This is a genomic window from Xanthomonas sp. 3307, assembly GCF_014199735.1.
Taxonomy (GTDB): domain Bacteria; phylum Pseudomonadota; class Gammaproteobacteria; order Xanthomonadales; family Xanthomonadaceae; genus Xanthomonas_A; species Xanthomonas_A rydalmerensis.
This window is the reverse complement of sequence record NZ_JACHOG010000011.1, coordinates 53,272-78,278: the sequence shown is the minus strand read 5'-3', so window position 1 is coordinate 78,278 and position 25,007 is coordinate 53,272. Positions and strand designations below refer to the sequence as shown.

The 25,007-nt window shown below is 69.9% G+C and carries 20 protein-coding genes; 14 read left to right on the top strand and 6 right to left on the bottom strand.

Translation table 11 applies throughout. From position 1 onward, the window contains the following. Window positions 1-36 precede the first annotated feature (36 nt). From GGR64_RS19580 to GGR64_RS19570, 3 genes are all read right to left on the bottom strand, one after another. Window positions 37-1,197, bottom strand: a complete 1,161-nt coding sequence (locus GGR64_RS19580; RefSeq protein ID WP_221236295.1) for a lysozyme inhibitor LprI family protein — start codon at window positions 1,195-1,197, stop codon at window positions 37-39. Between the two features lie 116 nt (window positions 1,198-1,313). Beyond that, on the bottom strand, window positions 1,314-1,877 hold the full coding sequence (locus GGR64_RS19575; protein WP_184647908.1) for a DUF1311 domain-containing protein: 564 nt from the start codon (window positions 1,875-1,877) through the stop codon (window positions 1,314-1,316). 98 nt (window positions 1,878-1,975) lie between these two features. Next, complete coding sequence (locus tag GGR64_RS19570) at window positions 1,976-3,799, bottom strand: family 43 glycosylhydrolase (protein ID WP_184647906.1); 1,824 nt, start codon at window positions 3,797-3,799, stop codon at window positions 1,976-1,978. A gap of 161 nt (window positions 3,800-3,960) precedes the next feature. Here GGR64_RS19570 and GGR64_RS19565 point away from each other — a divergent pair, with 161 nt between their 5' ends. The 7 genes from GGR64_RS19565 (at window position 3,961) to GGR64_RS19535 (ending at window position 11,444) form a co-directional block, all read left to right on the top strand. Then, window positions 3,961-4,866, top strand: a complete 906-nt coding sequence (locus GGR64_RS19565; RefSeq protein ID WP_184647904.1) for a DUF4424 family protein — start codon at window positions 3,961-3,963, stop codon at window positions 4,864-4,866. A 158-nt stretch (window positions 4,867-5,024) separates the two neighbouring features. Further along, window positions 5,025-6,419 carry an MFS transporter gene (locus GGR64_RS19560; protein WP_184647902.1) on the top strand — a complete coding sequence of 465 codons (1,395 nt, stop codon included), beginning with the start codon at window positions 5,025-5,027 and terminating at the stop codon, window positions 6,417-6,419. A 109-nt stretch (window positions 6,420-6,528) separates the two neighbouring features. Next, on the top strand, window positions 6,529-7,344 hold the full coding sequence (locus GGR64_RS19555; RefSeq protein ID WP_184647900.1) for an EcsC family protein: 816 nt from the start codon (window positions 6,529-6,531) through the stop codon (window positions 7,342-7,344). 137 nt (window positions 7,345-7,481) lie between these two features. Then, a complete protein-coding gene (locus tag GGR64_RS19550) occupies window positions 7,482-8,573 on the top strand; it encodes an alpha/beta hydrolase (RefSeq protein WP_260303511.1) in 1,092 nt (363 codons plus the stop codon). 106 nt (window positions 8,574-8,679) lie between these two features. After that, the gene (locus tag GGR64_RS19545; protein ID WP_184450227.1) at window positions 8,680-9,501 is read left to right on the top strand and encodes an NYN domain-containing protein; all 822 of its coding nucleotides are present in this window, start codon (window positions 8,680-8,682) and stop codon (window positions 9,499-9,501) included. A gap of 73 nt (window positions 9,502-9,574) precedes the next feature. After that, a complete protein-coding gene (locus tag GGR64_RS19540) occupies window positions 9,575-10,177 on the top strand; it encodes a DUF938 domain-containing protein (RefSeq protein WP_184647898.1) in 603 nt (200 codons plus the stop codon). A gap of 484 nt (window positions 10,178-10,661) precedes the next feature. Continuing rightward, window positions 10,662-11,444, top strand: coding sequence for a hypothetical protein (locus tag GGR64_RS19535; RefSeq protein WP_160964708.1), 783 nt, complete (start codon window positions 10,662-10,664; stop codon window positions 11,442-11,444). Window positions 11,445-11,753: 309 nt separating this feature from the next. Here the strand turns inward: GGR64_RS19535 and GGR64_RS19530 are convergent, their stop codons facing one another. Together GGR64_RS19530 and GGR64_RS19525 are read right to left on the bottom strand one after the other, a co-directional pair. Beyond that, window positions 11,754-12,377 carry a hypothetical protein gene (locus tag GGR64_RS19530; protein WP_326520383.1) on the bottom strand — a complete coding sequence of 208 codons (624 nt, stop codon included), beginning with the start codon at window positions 12,375-12,377 and terminating at the stop codon, window positions 11,754-11,756. 276 nt (window positions 12,378-12,653) lie between these two features. Continuing rightward, entirely contained in the window at window positions 12,654-16,376 is a 3,723-nt protein-coding gene (locus GGR64_RS19525; RefSeq protein ID WP_184647896.1) for an indolepyruvate ferredoxin oxidoreductase family protein, read from the bottom strand. 190 nt (window positions 16,377-16,566) lie between these two features. On the opposite strand from GGR64_RS19525, the gene GGR64_RS19520 reads away from it, so the two are divergent. Together GGR64_RS19520 and GGR64_RS19515 are read left to right on the top strand one after the other, a co-directional pair. Next, window positions 16,567-17,178 carry a tetratricopeptide repeat protein gene (locus GGR64_RS19520; RefSeq protein WP_184647945.1) on the top strand — a complete coding sequence of 204 codons (612 nt, stop codon included), beginning with the start codon at window positions 16,567-16,569 and terminating at the stop codon, window positions 17,176-17,178. A gap of 662 nt (window positions 17,179-17,840) precedes the next feature. Further along, window positions 17,841-18,755, top strand: a complete 915-nt coding sequence (locus GGR64_RS19515) for an AEC family transporter (protein ID WP_184647943.1) — start codon at window positions 17,841-17,843, stop codon at window positions 18,753-18,755. A gap of 218 nt (window positions 18,756-18,973) precedes the next feature. Here the strand turns inward: GGR64_RS19515 and GGR64_RS19510 are convergent, their stop codons facing one another. After that, complete coding sequence (locus GGR64_RS19510) at window positions 18,974-20,467, bottom strand: AAA family ATPase (protein ID WP_184450219.1); 1,494 nt, start codon at window positions 20,465-20,467, stop codon at window positions 18,974-18,976. Between the two features lie 127 nt (window positions 20,468-20,594). Between GGR64_RS19510 and GGR64_RS19505 the strand changes: the two genes are divergently transcribed. From GGR64_RS19505 to GGR64_RS19485, 5 genes are all read left to right on the top strand, one after another. Further along, window positions 20,595-21,227, top strand: coding sequence for a ParA family protein (locus GGR64_RS19505; RefSeq protein ID WP_160962489.1), 633 nt, complete (start codon window positions 20,595-20,597; stop codon window positions 21,225-21,227). A gap of 15 nt (window positions 21,228-21,242) precedes the next feature. Further along, complete coding sequence (locus GGR64_RS19500; RefSeq protein ID WP_010340932.1) at window positions 21,243-21,719, top strand: histidine phosphatase family protein; 477 nt, start codon at window positions 21,243-21,245, stop codon at window positions 21,717-21,719. Window positions 21,720-21,811: 92 nt separating this feature from the next. Then, the gene (locus tag GGR64_RS19495) at window positions 21,812-22,342 is read left to right on the top strand and encodes a YceI family protein (RefSeq protein WP_326520382.1); all 531 of its coding nucleotides are present in this window, start codon (window positions 21,812-21,814) and stop codon (window positions 22,340-22,342) included. A gap of 11 nt (window positions 22,343-22,353) precedes the next feature. Beyond that, entirely contained in the window at window positions 22,354-24,348 is a 1,995-nt protein-coding gene (locus GGR64_RS19490; protein ID WP_184647941.1) for a phospholipase D family protein, read from the top strand. 170 nt (window positions 24,349-24,518) lie between these two features. Then, complete coding sequence (locus GGR64_RS19485; protein WP_184647893.1) at window positions 24,519-24,938, top strand: hotdog fold thioesterase; 420 nt, start codon at window positions 24,519-24,521, stop codon at window positions 24,936-24,938. Window positions 24,939-25,007: the final 69 nt, after the last annotated feature.

The window sequence follows — 25,007 nt, the reverse complement described above, 5'->3', positions numbered from 1 at the left end:
CAGCGCAGGCGGGAGGCACCCGCCGTGGTGACTTAGCTATTTGCAGAAATCGATGGTCTTGCTCGAATGCCGCGTCGGTGTCGTTCCACGCAGTGCAAGCGTCACCATGGTGCGCTTGCATTGTCCTTCTTCCGACCACAGGTGCAGGGTCGTGCCGTTGATGCCGGAGAGTGTGAGGCCGCGGGTCGCCTGCGCGAGCTTCTCGCTCTTCACAAAGCGCCTGGTCTTTGGATCGAATAGATAATAGGTATAGGCAGGCGCGCCGAGGCGGCCGGAAAAGTCGGTCCACAACAGCAGATCGTCGTTGCCATCGCCATTGATGTCCGAGACGATCGCGGTATAGCGCAGGCCCTCACTTTCTTCGCCCTGTTGGGCGAGGGCGCCGCGATAGGCGGCGACATACTCCCGCTGATCCGCTGTCTTATTCAGGAAGACCAACGATGGAACGGGGATGGACTGTCTGCCCGCCGGGCGTTGCACCACGACCGTCGCGGGTGCGCAACGCAGTAGCAGCCCGCCGGTGTCGCGACACTGCGCGTCTGCGACCTGCAGGCTTAGATCGCCCAGTGGAAAGGCGACCTGTCCCGCCGCATCCGGCAGCCCGGCGGCAGTGAACTCCTTCACCACCGAGTTTGCATCGGGCGATGGCGTCATCGGTTTGGCGGCACTGATCGACGCGACGAACCGCGGATCGTTAAGTTGGCGCAGGCGACTGATCGTCGTGGCCAATCTGCACTGCTTCGCATCCAGGCGCATCGCCGGGCTCGCCTGATCCGCCAGCTTGCAACGGTCCTGGTAGATCTGCGCGATCCACTGGCGTTGCGCACCTTGTAACGCTGCCCGCTCTTTTGCGGAAGGCAGGGCCGCCATTCGGGCGCGATAAGCCCGATTCAACTCACTGTCCTGATAGGCAAATTCCTCGTCGATACAGCGTTCCTCTGCGTTTTGCTGTGTCGCTTTGGAGAGGCACTGCGAATATGTCGGACGCAGCGCGTCGCTTCGCATTGCCAGCAAGTCCGCACCCGACGGCAGGGGAGGCGCCGCCGCGACCGAGGCACTCAACCCCACAGCGGACAAGGCGCCAAGGCAAAATGCGGCCAACCGGCGTGCACCTGCCCATCGGAGCGCTGAGGAGAGGCCAGGGTGCGGCAGTTGTGCCAGCGCGCTCCGCTTGCGAATCTGGTCCCGTTGTCCCATGCCGGCCTCCGTGCAACGCTTTGGAAAAAACTTAGCAGTGTCCTGGCCCCTCGGACAATCGCCAGAGCATCGCTCTTGTCGCGTATCGTCCGATAGCTTCCCGCCCTGTAGCGCCCTCAACGCCCGCCGCGCGTATAGCCTTCCAGTTCGTCGGCGCGGGAGCTGATCCGGCGCAGGGTGGCTTCGGCGCTTTGCAGGGCCGCTTCCTGGCCGCGTGCGCCGAGCGCCCGGTCCAGGTGTGCGGCCTGTTCGTTGGACTGCTGCCAGGTGTATTGCGCATCCATCAGCCGGGAACGGTCCATGCCGCTGAGGCGGTAGCGCAGCTTGTCGTAGGCGCGGTCCAGGCGCTCCTGCTGCACGCGCTGTTCGCGCTGGATGCAGCGGCGGCTCTCGTCCAGGCCCTGCGCCTGCTTGCGGCAGTCGTGGTAGGTGGCGGACAGGCCATCGCCCGGGGTGCCGCCCTCGGCGCCCGTGCCGGGCGGCGGCATCTGCTGCAGTTGCTGTTGCATCTGCTGGATCTGCTCGGCCTGCTGCTGCAGCAGGCGCTGCTGTTGCTGCAGTTGCGCATCGCGCGGGTCGGTCTGCTGCGCAGCGGCGTTGCCGCACACGCCGGCGACCATCGCGGCGATCAGCCACGCGCGCAGCCGGCGCGGGCCCTGGGTTCCCTGGTGCTGGTGCATCGTCCTTCTCCTTCGATCGGCAGCCGATCCTGCCGCGCGCCGCATCGCCGGTGCGCGGTCGAGGTGGCGCCAAGCATACGGGAAGGGCGGTGATGGCTTCATGGCACGGCGATGGGCGTGCTCAGCGGGGAGACACCGCGCTCGTCGAAGGCTTCGACCGCGAACACGTAGTCCTGGTCCAGGTTCAGCGCGCGGATCTCCAGGTCGGTGCCGCGGTCGGCGAACACCTGGTAGGTGAGGGTGAGGCGGTCGGCGCGCAGGCCCCAGCGCACGTTGTAGCCGACGGCGCCGGGCACCGCCTGCCAGCGCACGCGGGCGTTGCGGCGGTCGGCGTCGCGTTGCACGGCGACGCCGGTCGGCGCCGGTGGCGGGGCGCCGTCGGCGTTGCCGAACACGCGCAGGTCGCTGATCGCCAGGTGCGCGGCGCCGACGTGGCCGTGCACGTAGCGGATGGAGCGGGTACGCACCGGCACGGGCAACTGCAGGTAGGCGTTGGGCCGGTCGCGGCGGTCGGCGCCGTCGCCGACCTCGGCCAGCGGCAGCCAATGGCGGCCGTCGCGCGAGTGCTGCAGCCGGAACGCGGTGTAGATGTCCGGCGCATCGCCGTAGCGGCCGGCGCGGTAGTCGGCGAAGTTGACCTGCACCGCACGCACGCTGCGCTCCCCGCCCAGGTCGACGGTGAGAGTTTCGCCTGGCGCGTTGCGCGCGGCCACCCAGTAGCTGCGCGGGTCCTCGTCGGTAGCGCGGTCGGCGTCGAAGCCGTCCAGGGTGGACGAGGCGGTGGCCGGCTTGCGGTAGGACAGCAGCATCCAGCCGGTGAACAGCGCCTCCGGGTCGGCCACCGGCCCCTCCGGCATCCAATGCGGGAAATCGCCGAAGCGGGTGGACACCCGCATCTGCCCATCGGCGGCGAACGCGGCGGGGAACAGCACGATGCGCCGTTCGAAGGTCCAGTTGGCGCCGATCCAGGCGGTGCCGCTGTTCCACCAGTTGCCGTGCGCGTCCTGGAAGGTGGAACCGTGGCCGGCGCCCTGCATGAAACCGCCGGGCTTGTACGCCACCGGGTTGTACGCCGCATAGACGAACGGGCCGAGTGGGTGCTCGCCGACGTACACGCCGTTGGCGTAGGCGTTGTATTCGCTGCCGGGCGCGCCGTACTGCAGGTAGTAGTGGCCGCCGGTCTTGGTCATCCACGCGCCTTCCAGGAAGCTGCCGATCGGGCTGCCGTCGGGGAAGCGGGCGCCGCGGTGGTCGGGGCCGAAGCGCTCCCAGCCGTGCTGCGCCGGATCCAGCGCAAGCAGCGGCGTCGGCGTGCCGCGGAAGGCGAATCCCTGCGCGCTGGGATCCATGGCGATGCCGTACAGCGGGTAGCGGTCCGACGAACCCCAGTACAGATACCACTGGCCGTCGTCGTCGATGAACAGGTCCGGGTCCCAGGGACCGGGCGGCACGTCGCTGAGCGGGCGGCCCTTCATCTCGGTGCCGATCGGCTGGGCGCGCGGCAGCTTGGGCAGCAGCCGGGTCAGGAAGTCGAGCGTGCCGCTGGCCGGGTCGCGGGTCTGCAGCAGCGGGCGCGGTTCGAAGGCCGACTGCATGATCACCAGGCGGTCGCCGTCGGCGACCACCGCCGGCGCGACGATGCTCTCGAACGGCCAGCGGCTGGGCGTGACGAACTGCCAGTCGAGCAGGTTGCTGGAGCGCCAGTAGCCGTCGGCCAGGGTCTGGAACAGGTAGTAGGCATCGCCGAAGCGCACGAACACCGGGTCGGCGCCGGTGCGGTAGGAGAGGCCGTCGTTGAGTTGTTTGAAGTTGTAGCGGTAATCCAGGTCGATCGGGTTGGCGTAGCTGCGCGTGCCCGGCGCCTGCGCCGCGGCCAGCCCGGCGGATGCCAGCAGCGCCAGCGCTGCGAATGCTCTGAACATGGCGATGGCCTTCCCCCCGTGGCGGCGCCGGCTACCGTAGCAAAGGCGGTGGCGGGGTGCGATGCGGCAGGCCATGCCGCCGCGGTTACCATGACGCCCGCCCGTTCGCCGGTGCCGCGCTGCGGCCGCGGCGCCGTCTCTCGCCGATTCCCCCGATGCCCATGACCGCCACCCTCTCGCCGCGCCGCCTGCTGCCCCTGTTGCTGTCGCCCTTGCTGTTCGCCGCTGCCGCCTTCGCCAACGACAGCAGCATCGGCGACGCCAATGGTTCGATCGAGCTGATCCGCCAGCCGGACATCCGCATGAGCAAGGAAGACCTGTTCATCAGCGAGGATCGGGTGCAGGTGGACTACGTGTTCACCAACACCAGCACGCGTGACCTGCTGGTGCCGATCGCCTTCCCGATGCCGCCGATGTACTTCGGCATGGCCGACCACAGCACGCTCACCGACTTCAAGCTGTGGGTGGACGGCAAGCCGGTGCGTACCGAGCGCCGGCTGGTGGCGAAGCTGGACGCCAGCGACATCTCGCGCGCGTGGGCGGCCAGCGGCTGGACGCCCGACGACCTGGCCGCGTACGTCGAGAGCGGCACCCTCCCAGCCGGCCGCAAGCCGCTGCCGGCACGCTGGCTCGATGCGGACGGGCAGCCGCGTTTCACCCTCAGCGAGTACTTCGTCTGGCAGCAGCGCTTCCCGGCAGGCGACGCGGTGGCGATCCGCCACAGCTATGTGCCCAGCGTCGCCACCGGCGTGCCGATGCCGGTCAGCGACCTGATCGGCGAATACGCCAAAAGCACCTGCCTGGACGCCGCCATGCAGCAGCGCATGCGCCGCCGCGCCGGCGCCGACGGCCTGGCATGGGGCAACCTGCGCTACGTGCTGCGCACCGGCGCCAACTGGAAGGGGCCGATCCAGGACTTCCACCTGACCCTGAAGAAGCGCGCGCCCGGCGACCTCCTCAGTCTGTGCTTCGACGGCGAACTGCAGCGCACCGATGCGTTGACCTTCGAGTTCCGCCAGCGCGACTTCGTGCCCGAGCGCGACCTGGACATCCTGTTCCTGCGCTGACGCGCTGCCGGCACCCGCGGCGACCGGCAGCGCCGAAGCCGACCCCCGGCTGAACGCCGATCCGGCGCGGTCGGCAGTTTTCGCCTGACGCGGTGGCGCGCGTGCACGCGGATCGGGCAGCATGCGGCGGCGCGTTTCCTCCCCCAGGACCTGCCCGCATGCGCGATGCCGCCGTTGCCGCTTCCGATCCCGTCGCCCTGGTGGCGGCGCGCCTGGAACGCCTGCCGCCCACCCGAACCCTGTGGCGCCTGGTCGCGCTGCTGGCGCTGGGCGGCTTCTTCGAACTGTACGACCTGTTCCAGACCGCCTACCTCAGCCCCGGCCTGCTGCGCGACGGCCTGTTCGCCGAGGGCGCGGCCGGTGTGTTCGGCATCGCCGACCAGGCCGCGTTCGCGTCGGCGACGTTCCTGGGCCTGTTCCTCGGCGCGAGCCTGCTCAGCCCGCTGGTCGATCGTTTCGGGCGCCGCGCGGTGTTTTCCTTCGCCCTGCTCTGGTACAGCGCGGCCACCGTGGCGATGGGCCTGCAGCACAGCGGGCTGGGGGTGATCCTGTGGCGCGGCGTGGTCGGCATCGGCCTGGGCATCGAATTGGTCACCATCGACACCTATCTGTCGGAAATGGTGCCGCGGCAGATGCGTGGGGCGGCGTTCGCGCTGGCGTTCTGCGTGCAGTTCCTGGCGGTGCCGGCGGTGGCGTTGAGCGCCTGGGCGCTGGTGCCGCACGCGCCGCTGGGGATGAGCGGCTGGCGCTGGGTGGCACTGCTCAGCGGCGGCTTCGCGCTGGCGGTGTGGTGGCTGCGCAGCCGCCTGCCGGAATCGCCGCGCTGGCTGGCCACGCAGGGCCGCCACGCCGAGGCCGACGCGGTGCTGCAGCGGCTGGAGGCGCGCTGCGCCGCCGACCTGGGGCGGCCGTTGCCGGCGCCGGAGCCGACGTCGGTGCCGGCCGTGCCGACGCCGCCGCTGTCCGCGCTGTGGCAGGCCCCGTACCGGCGCCGCATGGCGATGCTGGTGAGCTTCCACATCTTCCAGGCGATCGGTTTCTTCGGCTTCGGCAACTGGCTGCCGGCGCTGCTGGCGCGGCAGGGCGCCGACAGCGTGCACGGCCTCGGCTACGCCTTCGCCATCTCGCTGGCGTATCCGCTTGCGCCGCTGCTGCTGATGGGCGTGGCGCAGCGTTGGGAGAACAAGTGGCAGGTGGTGGTATCGGCGCTGGGTGCGGTGCTGTTCGGCCTGCTGTTCGCCTGGCAGCAGCAGCCGCTGCTGCTGGTCGCCTGCGGCGCGGCGGTCACCTTTTGTAATGCCTGGATGAGCTTCGCCTACCACGGCTACCAGGCCGAGCTGTTCCCCACTGCGCTGCGCGCCCGCGCGGTGGGTTTCTGCTATTCCTTCAGCCGCTTGTCCACCGCCGCCAGCAGTCTGCTGATCGGCATGCTGCTGGACCGCACCGGCCACCGCGGTGTGCTGGGCTTCATTGCCGCCAGCCTGCTGCTGGCCGCCGCGGTGGTGGGCCGGTTCGGGCCGCGCACCCACCAGCGCGTGCTGGAGCGGATCTAGCGGGGATGTTCCGCCGATTCCTGAATGTCCTGCCGCGGTCATCGGCCCTCGACACCATGCCGCCGCCGCCCGGTGCATGCTGTCGCCTCCTTCGCCACGAGCCTCGGCCATGACCTCGCTACTGCCCGTCCCCGTGATGGATGCCGCCGACCACCGCGACCTGGCCCAGGCGCGTGCGCTGCTGGAACACCCCGGCCTGGCGGCCAAGATCGCCAATACGGTGGGCGCGCCGATCGAGGCGTTGATCAGCAAGCGCATGCCGAAGATGCTGTCCTCGCGCATCGATGCGGTCAGCCAGCGCGCGCTGCGTGTGGCGCTGCGCTCTGCACTGCTGACCTTGCGGACGCAGGCACCGGAACGGGCGCGGCCGCGCCTGCACGGGGCCGCGGTGGCGGCGACCGGCGCCGCCGGCGGCTTCTTCGGCTTGCCCGGGCTGGTGGTGGAACTGCCGCTGACCACCACCTTGATGCTGCGTTCGATCGCCGACATCGCCCGCGCCGAAGGCGAGCGCCTGGACGATCCGGCCACCGCCCTGGCCTGCCTGGAGGTGCTGGCGCACGGCGGCCGCAGCCAACGCGACGACGGCAGCGAATCGGGCTATTTCGCGGTGCGCGCGGCGATGGCGCAACAACTCAGCGCCGCGGCGCAGTACATCGCCGCGCATGGCCTGGGCAGCAAGGGCGCGCCGGTGCTGGTGTCGCTGCTGTCGCGCATCGCCGCCAAGTTCTCGGTCACGGTCAGCGAGAAGCTGGCGGCACAGGCGGTGCCGCTGGTCGGCGCAGCCAGCGGCGCGCTGCTCAACACGGTGTTCATCTCGCACTTCCAGGCGATGGCGCGCGGCCACTTCATCGTGCGCCGGCTGGAGCGCCGCTACGGCGAGGCGGCAGTACGCCAGGCCTACGAGGCCTTGCCGGCACGCAGATAGCGCCGCATCGGCGAAACGGCGGGATCGTGCAAAGTCGCGCCCGTGCTGTCCCGGTATCCTCGCCGATCGATCGATGCCGTGGAGGGCAGGTGGACGTGAGCGGAGCGAAGTACAAGCAAGGAGTGCGCCTGCTGGCGCTGATCGCGGGGCTGCTCCCGTCGGCCCTGCAGGCCGCGGCCGATGCGCCGCAGGATGGGGTGCGGCACATGCCGGCGTTCGATCTGCCGTTGTCGCCCTTCCTCAGCCCGCAGGCGCAGGCGGCTGCGCGCAAGGACATGGCGCACGGCGATCCGCTGGGGAAGATGGACCACGCCACGCTGCGCCGCGAACTGCCGCGCATCCGCGCCGAGACGGAAGCCTGGGCGAAGACCGTGGTGGAACCCCTGCGCGAACGCTATGGGGTGACGCTGCAGCGCACTACCTGGGACGGCGTGCCGGTGACCTTGGTGCAGCCGCGCGATGCATCGCCGGCGCAGCGCCAGCGGCTGCTGATCGAACTGCACGGCGGCAGCTTCGTGATGGGCAGCGCGGCCTCGTTCGGGATGATGGAGGCGATTCCCGTGGCGGCGATGACCGGCGTCACCGTGGTCAGCGTCGACTACCGGCAAGGCCCGGAACACCACTTTCCTGCCGCCAGCGAAGACGTGGCCACGGTCTACCGCGCCGCGCTCAAGCGCTACGCGTCGCAACACATCGGCCTGTTCGGCTGCTCGGCCGGCGGCGTGCTGACCGGCGAGTCGCTGGCCTGGTTCGCCAAGGAGAAATTGCCGATGCCGGCGGCGGCGGGCATGTTCTGCGCCGGCGGCGACGCGCGCTACCGCGGCGATTCGCGCTACGTGGTGGCGGCGGTGAACGACGCGCCGTTGCCCGACGCGCAGGGGGCGCTGCCGATCATGGAGGACCTGTACTACGGCGAAGGCGAGGACTTCCACGATGCGCTGGTGTCGCCGGTGTTCTCCGATGCGGTGCTGGCGCAGTTCCCGCCGCTGCTGTTCATCACCGGCACGCGCGCGGCGGAGTTGAGCAATGTCGCCTACACCCATACACGGTTGGTCGATCTGGGTCGTGAGGCCGACCTGCACGTGTGGGATGGCATGGGCCACGCTTTCCACCTGAACACCGCATTGCCGGAGAGCCAGCAGGCGCTGCGGGTGATCGCGCGCTTCTTCCGCCGGCACCTGGACCTGCCGCCGTTGCCGGCAGCGGTGCCGGCAACGGCGCAGGACTGACCGGCGTACTGCGCGCCGCGACTGGCCGTTGTCGCGCGGCGGTGGCACAGTGGCGGCCGCTGCCTTGTGGCCGCCTTCGTCTCCGTTCTCTGCCAGGTACTTCGCCATGAAAACCCGCCATCGTTCCGACAGCGACGACGACCAGCCACGGCTGGCGGTGCTGATCGACGCCGACAACGCGCAGCCGTCGGTGATCGAAGGCCTGCTCGCCGAGGTCGCCAAGTACGGCCTGGCCAGCGTCAAGCGCATCTACGGCGATTTCACCAGCACGCGCATGACCCAGTGGAAGCAGGCGCTGCTGAAGCACTCGATCAGCCCGGTGCAGCAGTTCGCCTACACCAGCGGCAAGAACGCCACCGACAGCTCGCTGATCATCGACGCGATGGACCTGCTCTACACCGGCCGCTTCGACGGCTTCTGCCTGGTTTCCAGCGACAGCGACTTCACTCGCCTGGCGCAGCGCCTGCGCGAGGAAGGGCCGACCGTGTACGGCTTCGGCGAGCGCAAGACCCCGGACGCGTTCGTGCAGGCCTGCGACAAGTTCATCTACACCGAAGTGCTGCGCAGCGAGGCCAGCGCCGCCGAGCCAACCAAGCCCGCTGCCGCAGCCAAGCCGGCGGCCAAGGGCCGCAAGAAGCCGGCCGCGACGCCGGCCAAACCGGAGCCGGCGCCGGCCGTGGCCGAGACCAAGCCGGCGCCGCTGACGCTGCTGCGCCAGGCCATCGAGGAAGCCTCCGACGACCAGGGCTGGGCCGGACTCGGCAGCGTCGGCAGCTATCTGAACAAGGTACGCCCGGATTTCGATCCGCGCCTGTACGGGCACAAGAAACTCAGCGACCTGCTGCGCCGGCTGTCGGCGCACTTCGAACTGGAGGAGCGCGGCAACGAAGGCGGCGGCAAGCGCATCTTCGTGCGCTCGCGCGGATAAGCCGGCTGTCGCCGCCGCTTGCGCCGTTGCGTGGCGCCGCGGCATGGCCCAGCGCAGACAGGTGCACGACACGATGAGCGATCGACCCTACGCCCCCTCTTGCGACCGCAACCGCGATCCGATCCTGCAAGTGCTGCAGCGGCAGTTCGCCGACCGCCGCCGCGTGCTGGAGATCGGCAGCGGCACTGGCCAGCACGCGGTGCACTTCGCCGCGGCGCTGCCGCAGCTGACTTGGCAATGCAGCGAGCGCGCCGAGCACCTGCCCGGCATCGCGCAGTGGCTGGAGTCGGCGGGCCTGCCGAACACGCCGCCGCCCCTGGCGCTGGACGTGCGCGAAGGGCCGTGGCCCCACACCGGCTACGATGCGGTGTTCACTTCCAACACCTTGCACATCATGGGCTGGGAGGCGGTGCAGGCCTTCTTCGCTGGCGTCGGCCACCTGCTGGCAACCAGCGCCGACGGCATGCTGGTGGTGTACGGTCCGTTCAATTACGGCGGCGCCTTCACCAGCGACAGCAATCGCGACTTCGATGCGTGGCTGAAGGCGCGCGACCCGGCCAGCGGCATTCGCGATGCCGAGGCGGTGGACGCGCTGGCGCAGGCGCAGGGCCTGGCGTTGCAGGAGGACGTGGCGATGCCAGCCAACAATCGCTGCCTGGTCTGGCGGCGCGTCTAAGCGCGGCTGAGCGCGACGGCGCGGCTGGCGGGTGTGCGACGCTAGCGTGCGTCGTACACGCGTGTCGTCACGCATCCATGATGGCATGCGCACGCCGCTCGTTTCCTCTGTCGCAACGCCTCGCGGCATGCGTGCAATACGGCTGCGACAGTACGGCAGTACGAACGTCGCCGCGGCGCTATGCAGTGTAGTGACGCTGCCAATCTGAGTGCGTCAGCAATGTCATCGCCACGTGTCTGCACGGTGGCACTTCACTAACCGCTGCCACCTTGCCGCAGGGCGTTGCCTGCCAAGCTCCGCAACGCTGAGGCCATCGACCTGACGCCCATGCGTTGCGTCCGGGTGACGAAGACGCACTGGCTCCCTCATGGCGGGTTCACTGCAATGCCACGGCCGATTCACCGCCGGCTTGCGACTGTGCGCCGACACCGGCCGCTGCAAACCAGCAACGGCCGGCACCTTTCTTCTGCGACGGAGCGTTCCCATGCATAGCAACGACGAATCCCGCGATCTCAATCGCGACCCGATCTCCGGCACCCCGGGCTCGCATCCGGTCGGCGTCGGTATCGGCGGCACCGCTGGCGGCGTGGCCGCGGGCGCGCTGGCCGGCACCGTGTTCGGCCCGCTCGGCACCCTGATCGGCGCGGCGGTCGGCGTGGTCGCTGGCGCGGCGGCGGGCAAGGGCGTGGCCGAGCGCATCGACCCCACCGGCGAGGATGCCTACTGGCGCGAGGAATACCGCAACCGCGACTACGTCAAGGCCGATTACGACTACGACCGCGACTACGCCGCCGCCTACGGGCTGGGCCTGCAGGCACGCGAGCAGGATCCGTCGCGCAGCTGGGAGGACCACGAGCGCGAGCTGTCGCACGACTGGGGCACGCGCCGTGGCGACTCGCGCCTGGAGTGGGACGAGGCGCGGCTGGCGGCGCGCGATTCCTGGCAGCGCGCCGATGCCACCTACCGCACCTACGAGGACAGCGACCGCTACTACGCTGATCGCTTCGACACCGTGGACTACCGTGGGACCGACAGCAGCTACGACGACTACCGCCCGGCCTACCGCTACGGCGTGCAGGCGCGCAGCCGCTACCGTGACCGCGTCTGGGACGATCGCCTGGAGTCGGATCTGGAAAGCGGCTGGGAACGCGTCAAGGACCGCTCGCGGTTGAGCTGGGCGCAGGCCAAGGCGGCCGTGCGCGAAGCCTTCGATTCCGATCGCTACGATCGTCCCGGCCACGGCAACCCGCCCGATCCGCGGGTCTGATTTCAACGTTCGTTGAGTTGAGTGCCATTCGGTCGAGTTGTCACGTGGCAGTGGCACTCGACCCAATCGCGTCTTGATACGACACAGCGGCCGCTTGCCTGGGGCCGCTGTGTCGTATGCGGAGTATACGGAAGCAACCATGTGGGAGGGACTTGAGTCCCGACGCGCAGTCCCTTCCGTCATCGACACCATCGCGACCGGCCGGGATCCGGTTGCATGTTGCTGGCGCGTGGAATTCGCTTGCATCGGCCGCATCGTGGCCTGGTGACCTGGCAGGTTGCGGCTGAAGCCGCTCCTACGGCCTTACCCCTACAGACTGTCCGACGTCGGCGAACGATCTGGAAGTTCTTGAACCGTCGGTTGCAACGGATCGTCCTCCTGCGCATCCGCCTGCGCCTCAGCCTTGGCTTGCGCCTCCGCTTCCGCGTCTTCCTTCAAGGCGGCGTCCCACCAGGCCGGAGCCGCCAGCCGTTCTTCTCCATAGCCGTTCATGCAACCTGTTCGTTGCTGCTCCAGGCGCTTGTAGTCCAGGGTGAGACGCTGCACGTCCTGCTGCTCCGGCCAATCGGTGTACGCGAAGTAGCCCTCGTACTGGTTCCCATCGATGCAGGCGATATACGAGTCGGCCCGCAGCCCGGCTGCCTGGAAGACCAACACCCGCGCTTCGCCGTTGCGATCCAGGCGGCCATGGAAGACCGTCCATTTGCCCGATGAGCAACTCGCGCCGGAGATCCCCATGTAGCTCAGGCACGGGATCGACCACACGTCCTGCAGGACGCGAATCCTCGCACCCGAGAGCGGCCGATCGGGTCCCGCCACGACACGGATCGTGATGAACCGCGGCATGATCCAGGGGCCGGCATGCTCTGCCAGCAGGTAGAAAAGCAGAAGGGCGCCCACCAGCGCCACACATGCGAGTCTGCCCAGCTTCACGCGATGCTCCTTCGATGATGGTGCGAGCGTGGACCGATGGCGATCCGCGCAAGGTTCGGGTGGTGGCGGTCCGCAGCGAGCCACCCTGGGCGAGGCGGCAGGCCTGCGTCCTGATGGACTTCAGATCGCGGCCGATGCCGCGCCTACGGCAGACGCAGATGCACCAGGGATCGCGGCAGCGTTGCAGGCGCGGCTTGGGCCGCGCTGCGTTCCATCAGTCGCCTTCGATGCCGCTGCTGCGCCGCCGCCTCACGGTGGCGGCGCTGCGCCTCCCGCTCAGGCCGCCTGCACGATATGCAGCGCTTTCGGATTGCGCCAGGTCGCCAGCAGCCGCGCTTCGCGCTGCTTGGCGTCGTGCAGGTGCGCTTCCTTGACGTGGCCGTAGCCGCGGATGTGCTCCGGGATACTGGCGATCTGCACCGCCAGCGCCAGGTTGTCCGCCTGCAGCCGCTGCAGCAGTTCGTCCACGGTGGCGACGTAGTCCACGATCAGCTGCCGTTCGCCGCGCCGCTCAGCGCTGTAGCCGAACACGTCGAAGGTGCCGCCACGCAGGCCGCGCAGCTTGGCCAGCCACTTGAACGCGGTGAACATCCATGGGCCGTACTCGCGCTTGCGCAGCCGACCTTGCTCATCCTTGCTCGCCAGCAGCGGCGGCGCCAGGTGGAAGCGCACGCGGTAGTCGCCTTCGAACTGCGTCTGCAACTGCTGCGCGAACGCGCCGCTGGTGTACAGCCGCGCCACTTCGTATTCGTCCTTGTAGGCCATCAGCTTGAACGCGTAGCGCGCCACCGCTTCGGTGAGCGCGGTCGAGGCCGGGGCCACGCGCTGCTCGGCGGCGCGCACGCGCTCCACCAGCGCGGTGTAGCGCGCGGCGTAGGCGGCGTCCTGGTAGTCGACCAGGAAGGCATGGCGACGTGCGATCAGCTCGTGCAGCGAGCGCGACAGGCGGCTGTCGTCCAGCGACGCGTACCCGGCCTCGCTGCTGTCGGCGCCAGCCGGCAGTTCGCGCGCCGGACGTGGATTGGATGGATTGCGCGGCGCGGCGCTGGCGCCGGCTTCGTGGCCTTCCCACTCGCCCGGCGGCAGCTGCTGCAGGCCCAAGGCGTGGCGTTCGCGCTCGTCCGCGGCAGGATCGGTGAGGCCGGCGGCACGCCGTACCGCCGGCAGGTCCAGTGCCGCCAGGCGGCCCCAGGCGAAGGCCTGCTGGTTCATCGCCACGGCTGCGCCGTTGAGTTCGATCGCGCGCATCAGCGCGGCATGCGATAGCGGCACCAGCCCCTGCTGCCAGGCGTAGCCGAGCATGAACAGGTTGCTGGCGATGGCGTCGCCGAGCAGCGCGGTGGCCAGCTGCGTGGCGTCAAGCAGCAGTGGATCGCGCCCGCCCAGTGCCAGGCGCACGCCGGCAATGATCTCGGCGGCGGGGAACTGCATGTCGGCATGCGTGGTGAAAGTGCCGGGCATCGCCTCGTAGGTGTTCAGCACTACCTGCGAGCGGTCGCCGCGCACCTTGGACAGCGCCCAGTAGTCGTTGACCACCACCATGTCGCAACCCAGCACCAGGTCCGCCTCGCCGGCGGCGATGCGCACCGCGTGCAGGTCTTCGGGCTGTCGTGCCAGGCGGATATGCGTGGTGACCGCGCCGCCCTTCTGCGCCAAGCCGGTCTGGTCGAGCACGCTGGCGCCCTTGCCCTCCAGGTGTCCGGCCATGCCCAGCAGCGCGCCGATGGTGACCACGCCGGTGCCGCCGACGCCGGTGATGAGGATGTTCCAGGGCTGGCTCAGGTCGCTGCGGAAGGTCGGCGCCGGTAGTTGCTCCAGCAGTGCCGCGGCGTCGGCCTTGCGGCCCTTGCGCGGCTGCCCGCCGTGCACGGTGACGAAGCTGGGGCAGAACCCGGACACGCAGGAGTAGTCCTTGTTGCAGTTGGACTGGTCGATCTGGCGCTTGCGTCCGTATTCGGTCTCCTTGGGCAGCACCGACACGCAGAAGCTCTTCTCGCCGCAATCGCCGCAGCCTTCGCAGACCAGCGAATTGACCAGCACGCGCTTGGGCGGATCGGCCAGCTTGCCGCGCTTGCGCCGGCGCCGCTTCTCGGTGGCGCAGGTCTGGTCGTAGATCAGCACGCTGGTGCCCTTGACCTCGCGCAGGCGCCGCTGCACCGCGTCCAGTTCGCCGCGGTCGTGGAAGTCCACGTCGCTGGGGAACAGCTCCCGGCGCCGCGTCCACTTGCCGATGTCGTCGCTGACCAGGGCGATGGTGTGCACGCCTTCGGCGCGCATCTGCCGGGCGATGTCCGGCACGCTGAGGGTGCCGTCCACCGGCTGTCCGCCGGTCATCGCCACCGCGTCGTTGTAGAGGATTTTGTAGGTGATGTTGACGCCGGCGGCGATCGACTGGCGGATCGCCAGCGAGCCGCTGTGGAAATAAGTGCCGTCGCCCAGGTTCTGGAACACGTGCGGGGTGTCGGTGAACGGCGCCTGGCCGGCCCAGGTGACGCCTTCGCCGCCCATGTGGGTGAAGGTGTCGGTGGCGCGGTCCATCCACGTCACCATGTAGTGGCAGCCGATGCCGCCGAGCGCGCGCGAGTCCTCCGGCACCACCGTGGAGGTGTTGTGCGGGCAGCCGGAGCAGTAGTGCGGCACGCGCGGGAAGTTGGCACGCGGCAACGCCATCTCCGCTTCCTTGGCCTCCATCCAGCGCAGCCGCTGTTCGATCGAGTCGGTGTCGAGCGCCGTGGCCTGGGTCAGGCGCAGGATGCGCTTGCCGATCACCCCGGCGATGGTGGCCGGAGTCAGCTCGCCGGTGGACGGCAGAATCCATTCGCCGGCCTCGTCGTACTTGCCGACGATGCTCGGGCGCGGGCCGGCGCTGGCCGGCCAGTTGTAGAACTGTTCCTTCATCTGCCGCTCGATGAAGGCCTTCTTCTCCTCCACCACGACGATGTCCTGCAGCCCGCGCGCGAACGCGGCGATGCCCAGCGGCTCCAGCGGCCAAGTCATGCCGACCTTGTACACGCGGATGCCGATGCGCGCGCAGGCGTCCGCGTCCAGGCCCAGGTATTCCAGCGCCTGCAGCACGTCCAGGTAGCTCTTGCCGGTGGTGACGATGCCCAGCCGCGCCTGCGGCGCGTCCATCACCGTGCGGTCGATGCCGTTGGCGCGGGCGAAGGCCTGCGCCGCACGCACGGCATAACGATGCAGGCGCATTTCCTGGTCCAGCGGCGGATCCGGCCAGCGGATGTTGAGACCGCCCGGCGGCAGGTCGAAATCCTCCGGCAGCACGATCTGCCGCGCGAACGGGTCAACTTCCACCGAGGCCGACGATTCCACCGTCTCGGCGATGGTCTTGAAGCCGATCCAGCGCCCGGTGTAGCGGCTCATCGCCCAGCCGAGCAGGCCCATGTCGAGGATGTCCTGCACCCCGGCCGGATTGAGCACCGGCATCATCGCGCTGACGAACTCGTCCTCCGAGCCGTGCGGCAGGGTCGAGCTGCGGCAGGCGTGGTCGTCGGCGGCCAGCGCCAGCACGCCGCCGTGGCGCGCGGTGCCGGCGGCGTTGCCGTGCTTGAACACGTCCCCGCAGCGGTCCACGCCGGGGCCCTTGCCGTACCACATGGCGTACACGCCATCCACGCGTGCGCCGGGGAACAGGTTGGTCTGCTGCGTGCCCCAGACCATGGTCGCGCCCAGATCCTCGTTGAGCCCGGGCTTGAACACCACCTTGGCTGCGTCCAGATGCTTGCGCGCGCGCCACAGTTCCAGGTCGAAACCGCCCAGCGGGCTGCCACGGTAGCCGCTGACGAAGCCGCCGGTGTTCAGTCCGGCGGCGCGGTCGCGCAGTTGCTGCATCAGCGGCAGCCGTACCAGCGCCTGCACGCCGGACAGGTAGATGCGGCCGTCGGTGCGGGTGTACTTGTCTTCCAGCGTATAGCCGGTATCCACGCCGTCGGTGGTCGCGGCGGCAAGGGAGGACGACGGACGCGGATCGGCGATGCGGTTCATGGCTTGCCCGGAGATGGAAGGCTGGCGGGCGCGCAGCGCCTGCCGCGCGCGATCGCCCCGATTGTATCAGTGGCGATTTTTGCGCTCGTTCTCGTCCGTGCCGGCGCGGGCGGGGTAGGATGGGACCCGGGTGAGGGGATCACTCCAGGGGATTGCAGCAGTGAAGGCATACACATACGCAGTGGCCGCGATGCTGGCCTGCATCGGTCTGGCCACCGCGGCCACCGTGCGGGCGCAGGCATTGCCGGCACCCAAAGAGTTCTATTTCGACGAAGACCGCAGCACCACGCGTCCGGTGACCGCCATCGCCGGCAGCGGCGATGCCCTGGTCGATCGCCTGGCCAGCACCGTGCAGCGCAATCCCGACGCCCACGAGGCGCGTGCGCAGCTGGCCGGCATCGCCATGGCCGGCGGCCGCCGCGAACTGGGCGAACAGCTGTACCAGGCGGCGCTGCATGGACTGCCCGCCGGCATGCAGCGGCGCCAGGTGCAATGGAACTACGGGTGGGACCTGCTGCGCGCCGGCGACCCGGGGCGCGCGTTGAGCGAGTGGAGCGCCCTGGTCAACGGCCGCCCGGCAGCGCCGGATTGGCTCCCGCCGACCCTGGCGCTGGCCTTGTGGCGGTTGCGGCGCAAGGACGAGGCGGTGAAGTGGTACGCCGCGGCGGCGCGCACCTGGCCGGACAAATGGGGCGCCGGCGCCGATTTCGCCGCGTTGCTGCCGACCTGGCGCGACGACGAGCGCGCCACCCTGGCCGAGGTGCAGGCCGCCTGGAAGGCAGCGCCGCCGGCCTGGCCCTGAGACACGCGCGTGCAAGGAGCGCGGCGCGACCGGCGCAATCCTTGGCGCTGGTCGTGGCCGATCGTACAGGGCAACGTGTTGTCGCTCCCACAGGGGCTTGCGGCGAGTTCGCCGGGTGCAGTGTGGGAGGGACTTCAGTCCCGACGCATGGCGCCATCGAAAAGCGTGCCGCTTCGCGGGTCGCCTCTGCATGAAAGTTGACTCCCGCATGGAGAGCCCGCCTGCCGCGAAGCGCAAGGTAGGCGCGGCTTCGGTGGCTGCATCGGCGCTCGCAGGATGCAGATCGCGTTAGGCGCCGGTCGCGGCTGAAGCCGCTGCTTGCATCTATGGATGTCCACGCCCAGCGCTCCATGGCGCGTCTCGTGGTTGATGGCGCTGGAGACGGCGTCATCGCTCCTGCAGGGACATGCGGCCGGCCGTTGGACGCGAGGTCGGCGTGGCATCGGCAGCGGCCGCATAAAGATGCCGCGTGCGGGACGTGTCGGTCGCCGCCCGAGTCGCTGCTCCGGCTACTCGCGCCGGATCCCTGCCTGTCGTTGCCGGCCAGCGTGTGGCCAGGCCGCCGCCGGGGCCTGGGTCGCCCGCCCTGCGCGACGCCTCGACGGCCCACGCGCGCATGCCATGCGATGATGCCGCGTACCCGCTGATGTCGTGCTGTGCCGATGGCTTTCGATGCGTTCGCCCTGATGTTGGTCATGCTCGCGCTCGGCAAGCTGTTCGCGCGCCAGCGCGTCCTGCCGGCCAACACCACCGAGGTGCTCAACGGGGTGGTGCTGTACCTGTGCCTGCCCGCCTCGGTGCTGATCTACGTGCCGCGCCTGCAGTTCAACCTGGAACTGCTCGGATTGATGCTGACGCCGTGGCTGCTGACCGGCGTGAGCGCGCTGGCGATGCTGGCCTTGCGCGGGCCGTTGCGGCTGCGCCGCGACCAGCAGGCGGTGCTGCTGCTGTGCGTGGCGCTGGGCAATTCCAGCTTCATCGGCTACCCGATGGTGCGCGCGCTGCTCGGCGAGGCGGCCTTGCCGTATGCGGTGGTCTACGATCAGTTCGGCACCTTCGTGCTGCTGTCCAGCTTCGGCCTGTACGTACTGGCGCGCTACAGCGGCGAGGCGCCGCCGTCACCGCGGCAGACGGTGTTGCGCATGGCGCGGTTCCCGCCGCTGTGGGCGCTGCTGTTCGCGCTGACCCTGATGCCGGCGCAGCCGCCGGCGTGGATCGCCTCCGGTCTGCAGCACCTGGCCGACGCGATGCTGCCGCTGGTGATGCTGGCGGTGGGGTTCTCGATCCAGTTGCGGCTGCCGCGCGAGGAACTGGCGCCGTTGGCCGCCGGCCTGCTGTTGAAGCTGCTGGTGCTGCCGGCCCTGGCCTGGCCGCTGTCGTGGGCGCTGGGCCTGCGCGGGCAGGCGCTGCAGGCCAACGTGCTGGAATCGGCGATGCCGACCATGATCACCGCCGCGCTGCTGGCGATCTCGCATCGCCTGGCGCCGCGCCTGGCCGCCGCCCTGGTCGGCTACGGCATCCTGCTGTCGCTGGTCACCTTGCCGACGTGGGCGTGGTTGCTGGGGGCGTTGCGGTAGCGGCGATGTCGTGTCTCGCTGCAAGGTGTCGGGGCTGAAGGCGGCGCCTCGGTCTGCATTGCGCGCGCGTCCGTACCCTCATCCCGCCCCTTCGGGGCACCTTCTCCCGGGGGGAGAAGGAGAAGCATAAGCCCCTCTCCCCCCGGGAGAGGGGTTGGGGTGAGGGTCGGGCGCAGCCTCGTACAGCGGCATCGCCTGATCTCGCCCGCCGCCCGCAGCTAATCCGCCGGCACCGTGCGCCCGCTGGCCCAGCTGCGCAGCGCCTGCACCTGTTCGGCCATCAGGACCGACAGCGGTCGGGTATTGCGGATCTCCTGCATCAGCAGCTCGGTGTCCAGCGGTCGCTGTTCGGCGTGCGCGGCATACAGCCCGGAGACGATCGCCTGCTCGATTTCCGCACCGGAGAACCCGTCCGCGGTAGCAGCCAGCGCCGGCAGCGCAAACGCATCCGCATGCAGCTGTCGCCGGGTCAGGTGCAGACGCAACAGCTCCACCCGGGCCTGCGCATCGGGCAGGTCGACGAAGAAGATCTCGTCGAAGCGGCCCTTGCGCAGCAGTTCCGCCGGCAGCTCGTGCACTTGGTTGGCGGTGGCGACGATGAACACGCCGGCGCTGCCGTCGGCGTTGCCGCGTTCGGCCATCCAGGTCAGCAGCGTGCCGAGCACGCGCCGCGACACGCCGCCGTCCTCGCCGCCGCTGGCCAGGCCTTTTTCGATTTCGTCCATCCACAGCACGCACGGCGCCAGTTGCTCGACCGCGGCCAGCGCGTCGCGCAGGTTCTTCTCGGTCTCGCCGTGGTACTTGGCGTACAGCGCACCCATGTCCAGGCGCAGCAGCGGCACGCCGAACCCGGCCGCGGTGGCCTTGGCCAGCATCGACTTGCCGCAGCCCTGCACGCCGAGCAGCAGCACGCCCTTGGGCGGGTCCAGCCCCGGCGGCGCGGTACCGGCGAACACCGCGCGGCGCTGCGCGATCCACTGCTTGAGCCGGCGTGCGCCGGCCACGTCCTCGAAGCGGGTGGCGTCGTTGTCGTACTGCAGGTGGCCGCTGCGGTTGAGCAGTTCGAACTTGAGCTTGGCCAGTTGCGGCAGGTCGGATGCGGTGAGCGCGCCGTCGGCGTAGATCAGTTGCCGGGCGATGCGCCGCGCATCGATCAGGCTGAGCCCGCGCAGGTTGCGCAGGATCTGCTTGACCGCGTCGCCGTCGACCTCGACCCGGCGTCCGCCGAACTCGCGCGCATAGCCCTGCGCCTCCTCCTGCACCATCTTCAGCAGCGCGTTGGCGTCGGGCAGGCGCGGATTGAAGCGGGTCGCCAGCGCCTCGAGTTCGGGTGGCAGTTCGATCCGCGTGCCGATCAGCACCAGCACATGCGGCTGGCAGTGGCGGCGCTCGACGATGTCGCGCAGCAGGCGCTGGTGGCTGGCGTAGCCCAGGTACGGGGTGACGTCGAGCAGCAGGTAGATGCCGCGCTGGTCGGCCTGCTTGATCGCCTGCAGCACCGCGCTGGCGTCCGGCGGCCCGCTCGGCGGGTCCTCGCGGTCCAGGTCGATGCGGCGCAGGCCCTCGGTGATCGACCAGCGGTGCAGGGCGCGCCAGACCTGGATCAGCGCCTGCCGGAACAGATCGACGATGCGCGCCTCTTCCTGCGTCTCGATCACGATCAGGGGCGTGTTGGCGCGGATCAGCGCGACCAGGTCCTGCAGCTCGCTCATGGCGTCGGTGGGGGAGAGGGGCCGCCACGATAGCAAGCCCGGCGCCGGCCGGCGTGCTGCACGTTGACTACCGGCTGACGGAGGGCCGGTGTACGCTGCGGCCTCTTCCCCCGGAAGCGAGGCGTGCATGAAGACGATCCTGGTGGCCGGCTCCAAGGGCGGCGTGGGCAAGACCACTGTCGCCACGCACCTGGCGGCGTCCTATGCGCTGGCGGGCAAGCGCACGGTGCTGGCCGATGCCGATCCGCAAGGCTCCTCGACCCGCTGGGCCGAACGCCGCGCCGGCCTGGACAGCGCGGTGCTGCCGATCGACGCCAGCCGCAAGCGCAGCTGGCGCGCGGCGCTGCCGGACGACGCGCAGCGGGTGATCGTCGACGCCGCCGCCGGCGCCATGGCCGAGGATCTGGCGCACTTTCTCGACGAGGCCGACGCGGTGGTGGTGCCGGTGATGCCCTCGGCGCTGGACATCGAGGCCACCGTCGGTTTCCTCAACACCCTGGCCAAGGTGCCGCGGGTGCATCAACGCAAACTGCCGGTCGGGCTGGTGCTCAATCGCAGCAAGCCCTGGACCAATGCCACCCAGCAGGCGCTGCAGATGCTCGCCGAATGGCCCTATCCGGTGGTGGCGCAACTGCGCGACAGCCAGGCCTACGTGGTGCTGGTGGGGCTGGGCCGCAGCCTGTTCGATTACCACTCCGTCCAGGTCCGCGACCATCAGCAGGACTGGGAACCGTTGCTCAAGTGGCTCAAGAAGGCCTGACCGATGACCATCGTTTTGCGAGAAGTGATCCTGCTGCGCCATGCCCACGCCGAACCGGCCGACACCGGCCAGGCCGATTTCGACCGGCCGCTGTCGCCGCACGGCCTGGCCGAGGCCGAGGCGGCCGGGCGCTGGCTGCTGGAACAGCGGCTGGTGCCGGACCGGGTGCTGTGTTCGCCGGCGCGGCGCGCGCGCGAGACCCTGGAGGCGGTGCTGGAGCTGACCGGTTACGTCGAGCAGCGTCTGGAGCCACGCATCTACGAGGCCACCTCGGGCACCCTGGCCGACCTGCTGGACGGCCACCGCGACGTCGAGCGGCTGTTGCTGGTCGGCCACAATCCGGGCCTGGAGCGGCTGGCGGCGCTGATGCACAGCGGCCAGTCCGGCGACTACCGCGGCATGCCTACCGCCAGCGTCGCCGTGCTCGGGGTGCCGCACGACGCGGCGATCGAGCCGGGCGTGGCGCGGTTGACCGCGTTCTGGTGGCCCTGAGGCCGCTGCGCAGGTCCTTGCGGCCGGCGCTGTGCGCCGCGCTGCTGCCGTTGTGTCTGTTGTGCGCCATCGGCCATGCGCAGGTGGCGTCTGTGCCTGCGATTGCGCCGCTCGCGCCCGGCGAGTACGCCCTGGACCCGGCGCAATCGCGCTTCGGGTTCGAGATCCGTACCCGCTTCGGGCAGCGCATCGAAGGCTTCTTCCCGCGCTACGAGGGCACCGTGCACGTGCTGGCCGATGGCCGCCACCAGGTGCACCTGCGCCTGTTCACCGCCTACGTGGAAATCCCCGGCAAGCCGCGCTACACCGGCTGGATGCGCGGCGAGGATTTCTTCGACGCGCCGCGCTACCCGACCGTGTCCTTCGACTCGCAGCCGTTCTCGCCGCAGGTGCTGGGCAAGGGCGGACCGATCCCCGGCACGCTGAGCATCCGCGGGGTCAGCCACGCCGAGACGCTGACCGTCATGCCGGCCGCATGCACCCGTCCAGGCTATGATTGCGATGTCATCAGCCGCGGTACGGTATTGCGTGGACGTTACGGAATGGACAAGTGGGACCTGGCCTTGAGCGACCGGGTCACGTTCGTGCTGCGCGCACGCCTGACCGAGGCGGGAACTCGGTGACATCGCGGCTGATGCGGTTGCTGGTGGTGGTGGCGCTCCTGCTCGGCAGTGGCTGCGCGAGCCTGTCGCAGGCGCAGCACGGCCGTGCCGTGGCGATCGCCGAGGCCGCGCGCGACCGCCAGGTCGATTGCACGCGCAGCGACCATTGCGCGTTGGCCTCGCCGCTGCGCGGGCTGGCCGGCAAGGCCTTCGCCCAATCCGGCGACGGCGCCCCGCGCCACTACGCCACCATCCTCGACCACGGCGAAGAGGCCTTGGTGGCGCGGGTCAACCTGATCCGCAGCGCCAGCCGCAGCATCGACCTGCAGACCTACATCTTCGACAAGGACGACAGCGCGCGGCTGGTGATGGACGAACTGCTGGCTGCGGCGCGCCGCGGCGTGCAGGTGCGGGTGCTGATCGACCAGCTCTCGGCGATCTCCGACCTGCAGATCCTCGGCGCGCTGGCCGGCGCGCACGAGAATTTCTCGCTGCGCATCTACAACCCCACCTTCGGCCTGGCCAAGCCCAACTATTTCCACTACGCCGCCAGCGTGCTGTGCTGCTTCCGCCGCTTCAACCAGCGCATGCACAACAAGCTGCTGGTGATCGACGATGCGATCGGCGTGGTCGGCGGGCGCAACTACCAGGACGACTATTTCGACTGGGACGCCGAGTACAACTTCCGCGACCGCGACGTGCTGGTCGCCGGTCCGGTGGCGCGGTCGATGGCCGCCAACTTCGACGCCTACTGGGCGGCCCGGCGCAGCGTGCCGGTGGCGCGGCTCAACGACGTGGGCAAGCTGCTGCTGCGCGAGGGCGTGCCGGCGATGCCGCCGGCGCGGTTCCTGCGCCCGGAGCGGGTGCAGCGGGTTAGCGAGGAGGCGTCCGATCCGGCCTTCGTGGAGAACGCCTTCGTGCTGCCGGCGTTGCCGGTCAGGCATGTGGACTATGTCGCCGACCTGCCGCAGAAGCACCGCCGCGAACACGGCCCCAAGGCCATCTCCACCGCGCCCAAGCTCGACCGGCTGATCGCCGAGGCGCGCGAGGAGATCATCCTGCAGACGCCGTACCTGGTGCTGTCGGACCCGGCGCAGGAGATCTTCCGCGACCTGCGCAAGCGCACCCCGCCGCCACGCGTGGTGGTGGCCACCAACAGCCTGGCGGCCACCGACAACCCGGTGGTGTACGCGTTGTCCTACAAGTACAAGCGCCGCAACCTGCGCGAGCTGGGCTTCGACATCTACGAGTACAAGCCGTTCCCGCTGGACGCGCCGGTGGACTACGCCAACCTGCTGCCGGCGCCGCTGCAGGGAGATCTGCCGTCCGCGCCGGCCAGCGGCGAGAGCGGCGGCGATGCCGGCGGCGGGCGCAACAGCCTGCTGGGCGGCAGCGCCGCCGGCCGCAGTTCGCTGCTCGGCAGCGGCAGTGGCGGGCCATCCGGCGATCGCGCCGACGGCAGCCAGGTCGAGCGCCGCGTGCTGCGCACCGAGACCCGCCCGTCCTACCTGAGCCGGCGCATCGCCAACCGGCCGCTGCCGGTGACCCGCGAGGGCGCGCGCATGGGCCTGCATGCCAAGTCGCTGGTGGTGGACCGCCGCGTCGGCGTGATCGGCACCCACAACTTCGACCCGCGCAGCGAGACCTACAACACCGAGGGCGCGGTGATCGTCGACGATCCGGCGTTCGCGCAGGCGCTGGCGGCCAGCATCGGCCGCGACATCGAGCCGGAGAACTCCTGGGTGGTGGCGCAGCGGGTCAAGCCGCCAGTGCTGTCGGGCCTGAACTACAGCATGGGCAAGGTCTCCGAGGCGCTGCCGGTGCTGGACTTCTGGCCGTGGCGCTACGCCACCGACTACGAGTTCCAGCCCGGCCCCGACTGCCCGGCGCCGCTGACCCGGCGCGACCCGGGCTTCCACCGCTGCTACAGCGCGGTCGGCGACTTCCCCGAGGTCAACGTCGGCCCCAAGTGGCTGCTGGTGCGCATGTTGACCGCGTTCGGCTCGGGGCTGGTGCCGATTCTTTGAGGGGCGGGGATGATCAGCCATTCGGCTGCTGAAAAGCCGGGGATTCGGGATTGGGGATTCGTAAAAGCGAGTTTCTGCGACCGGAGGCCTCGTCCTGGCGCGATAATGTCAGTGCCAGTGATGCCGCTCTTGCGAATCCCCACTCCCTAATCTCCAATCCCGGCCTCCCAATGCCCTTTCGCGAACCTGCCGATCTCGCCGTCCTCAACGCCGATTGCCGCGACACCCTGATCGCGCACCTGGGCATCGTCTTCACCGAGGCCGGGCCGGACTGGCTGCGGGCGACGATGCCGGTGGATGCGCGTACGCGGCAGCCGTACGGGCTGCTGCACGGCGGCGCGTCGGTGGTGCTGGCCGAGAGCCTGGGCAGCACCGCCGGCAACCTGTGCGTGGAGCAGGGACGCATCTGCGTGGGCCTGGAGATCAACGCCAATCACCTGCGCAGCGCGCGCAGCGGCGTGGTCACCGGCACCGCGCGGCCGCTGCACGTGGGCCGGACCACCCAGGTGTGGGAAATCCACATCGAGGACGCGGCGGGCAAGCCGGTGTGCGTGTCGCGATTGACCCTGGCGGTGGTCGACCGCGGCTGAGCCCGGTCCCGGACTGAACCGCGCCTCGGCGGGCGCGGACGACGTGTCTGCGGCGGCGTCTTCGGGCTG

What these genes read in the sequence shown, in the direction of transcription:
- GGR64_RS19580 (WP_221236295.1), bottom strand. Translation starts at nt 1,197, where the DNA reads ATGGGACAACGGGACCAGATTCGCAAGCGGAGCGCGCTGGCACAACTG.
- GGR64_RS19575 (WP_184647908.1), bottom strand. Translation starts at nt 1,877, where the DNA reads ATGCACCAGCACCAGGGAACCCAGGGCCCGCGCCGGCTGCGCGCGTGG.
- GGR64_RS19570 (WP_184647906.1), bottom strand. Translation starts at nt 3,799, where the DNA reads ATGTTCAGAGCATTCGCAGCGCTGGCGCTGCTGGCATCCGCCGGGCTG.
- GGR64_RS19565 (WP_184647904.1), top strand. Translation starts at nt 3,961, where the DNA reads ATGACCGCCACCCTCTCGCCGCGCCGCCTGCTGCCCCTGTTGCTGTCG.
- GGR64_RS19560 (WP_184647902.1), top strand. Translation starts at nt 5,025, where the DNA reads ATGCGCGATGCCGCCGTTGCCGCTTCCGATCCCGTCGCCCTGGTGGCG.
- GGR64_RS19555 (WP_184647900.1), top strand. Translation starts at nt 6,529, where the DNA reads ATGACCTCGCTACTGCCCGTCCCCGTGATGGATGCCGCCGACCACCGC.
- GGR64_RS19545 (WP_184450227.1), top strand. Translation starts at nt 8,680, where the DNA reads ATGAAAACCCGCCATCGTTCCGACAGCGACGACGACCAGCCACGGCTG.
- GGR64_RS19540 (WP_184647898.1), top strand. Translation starts at nt 9,575, where the DNA reads ATGAGCGATCGACCCTACGCCCCCTCTTGCGACCGCAACCGCGATCCG.
- GGR64_RS19535 (WP_160964708.1), top strand. Translation starts at nt 10,662, where the DNA reads ATGCATAGCAACGACGAATCCCGCGATCTCAATCGCGACCCGATCTCC.
- GGR64_RS19525 (WP_184647896.1), bottom strand. Translation starts at nt 16,376, where the DNA reads ATGAACCGCATCGCCGATCCGCGTCCGTCGTCCTCCCTTGCCGCCGCG.
- GGR64_RS19520 (WP_184647945.1), top strand. Translation starts at nt 16,567, where the DNA reads ATGCTGGCCTGCATCGGTCTGGCCACCGCGGCCACCGTGCGGGCGCAG.
- GGR64_RS19515 (WP_184647943.1), top strand. Translation starts at nt 17,841, where the DNA reads ATGGCTTTCGATGCGTTCGCCCTGATGTTGGTCATGCTCGCGCTCGGC.
- GGR64_RS19510 (WP_184450219.1), bottom strand. Translation starts at nt 20,467, where the DNA reads ATGAGCGAGCTGCAGGACCTGGTCGCGCTGATCCGCGCCAACACGCCC.
- GGR64_RS19505 (WP_160962489.1), top strand. Translation starts at nt 20,595, where the DNA reads ATGAAGACGATCCTGGTGGCCGGCTCCAAGGGCGGCGTGGGCAAGACC.
- GGR64_RS19490 (WP_184647941.1), top strand. Translation starts at nt 22,354, where the DNA reads ATGCGGTTGCTGGTGGTGGTGGCGCTCCTGCTCGGCAGTGGCTGCGCG.
- GGR64_RS19485 (WP_184647893.1), top strand. Translation starts at nt 24,519, where the DNA reads ATGCCCTTTCGCGAACCTGCCGATCTCGCCGTCCTCAACGCCGATTGC.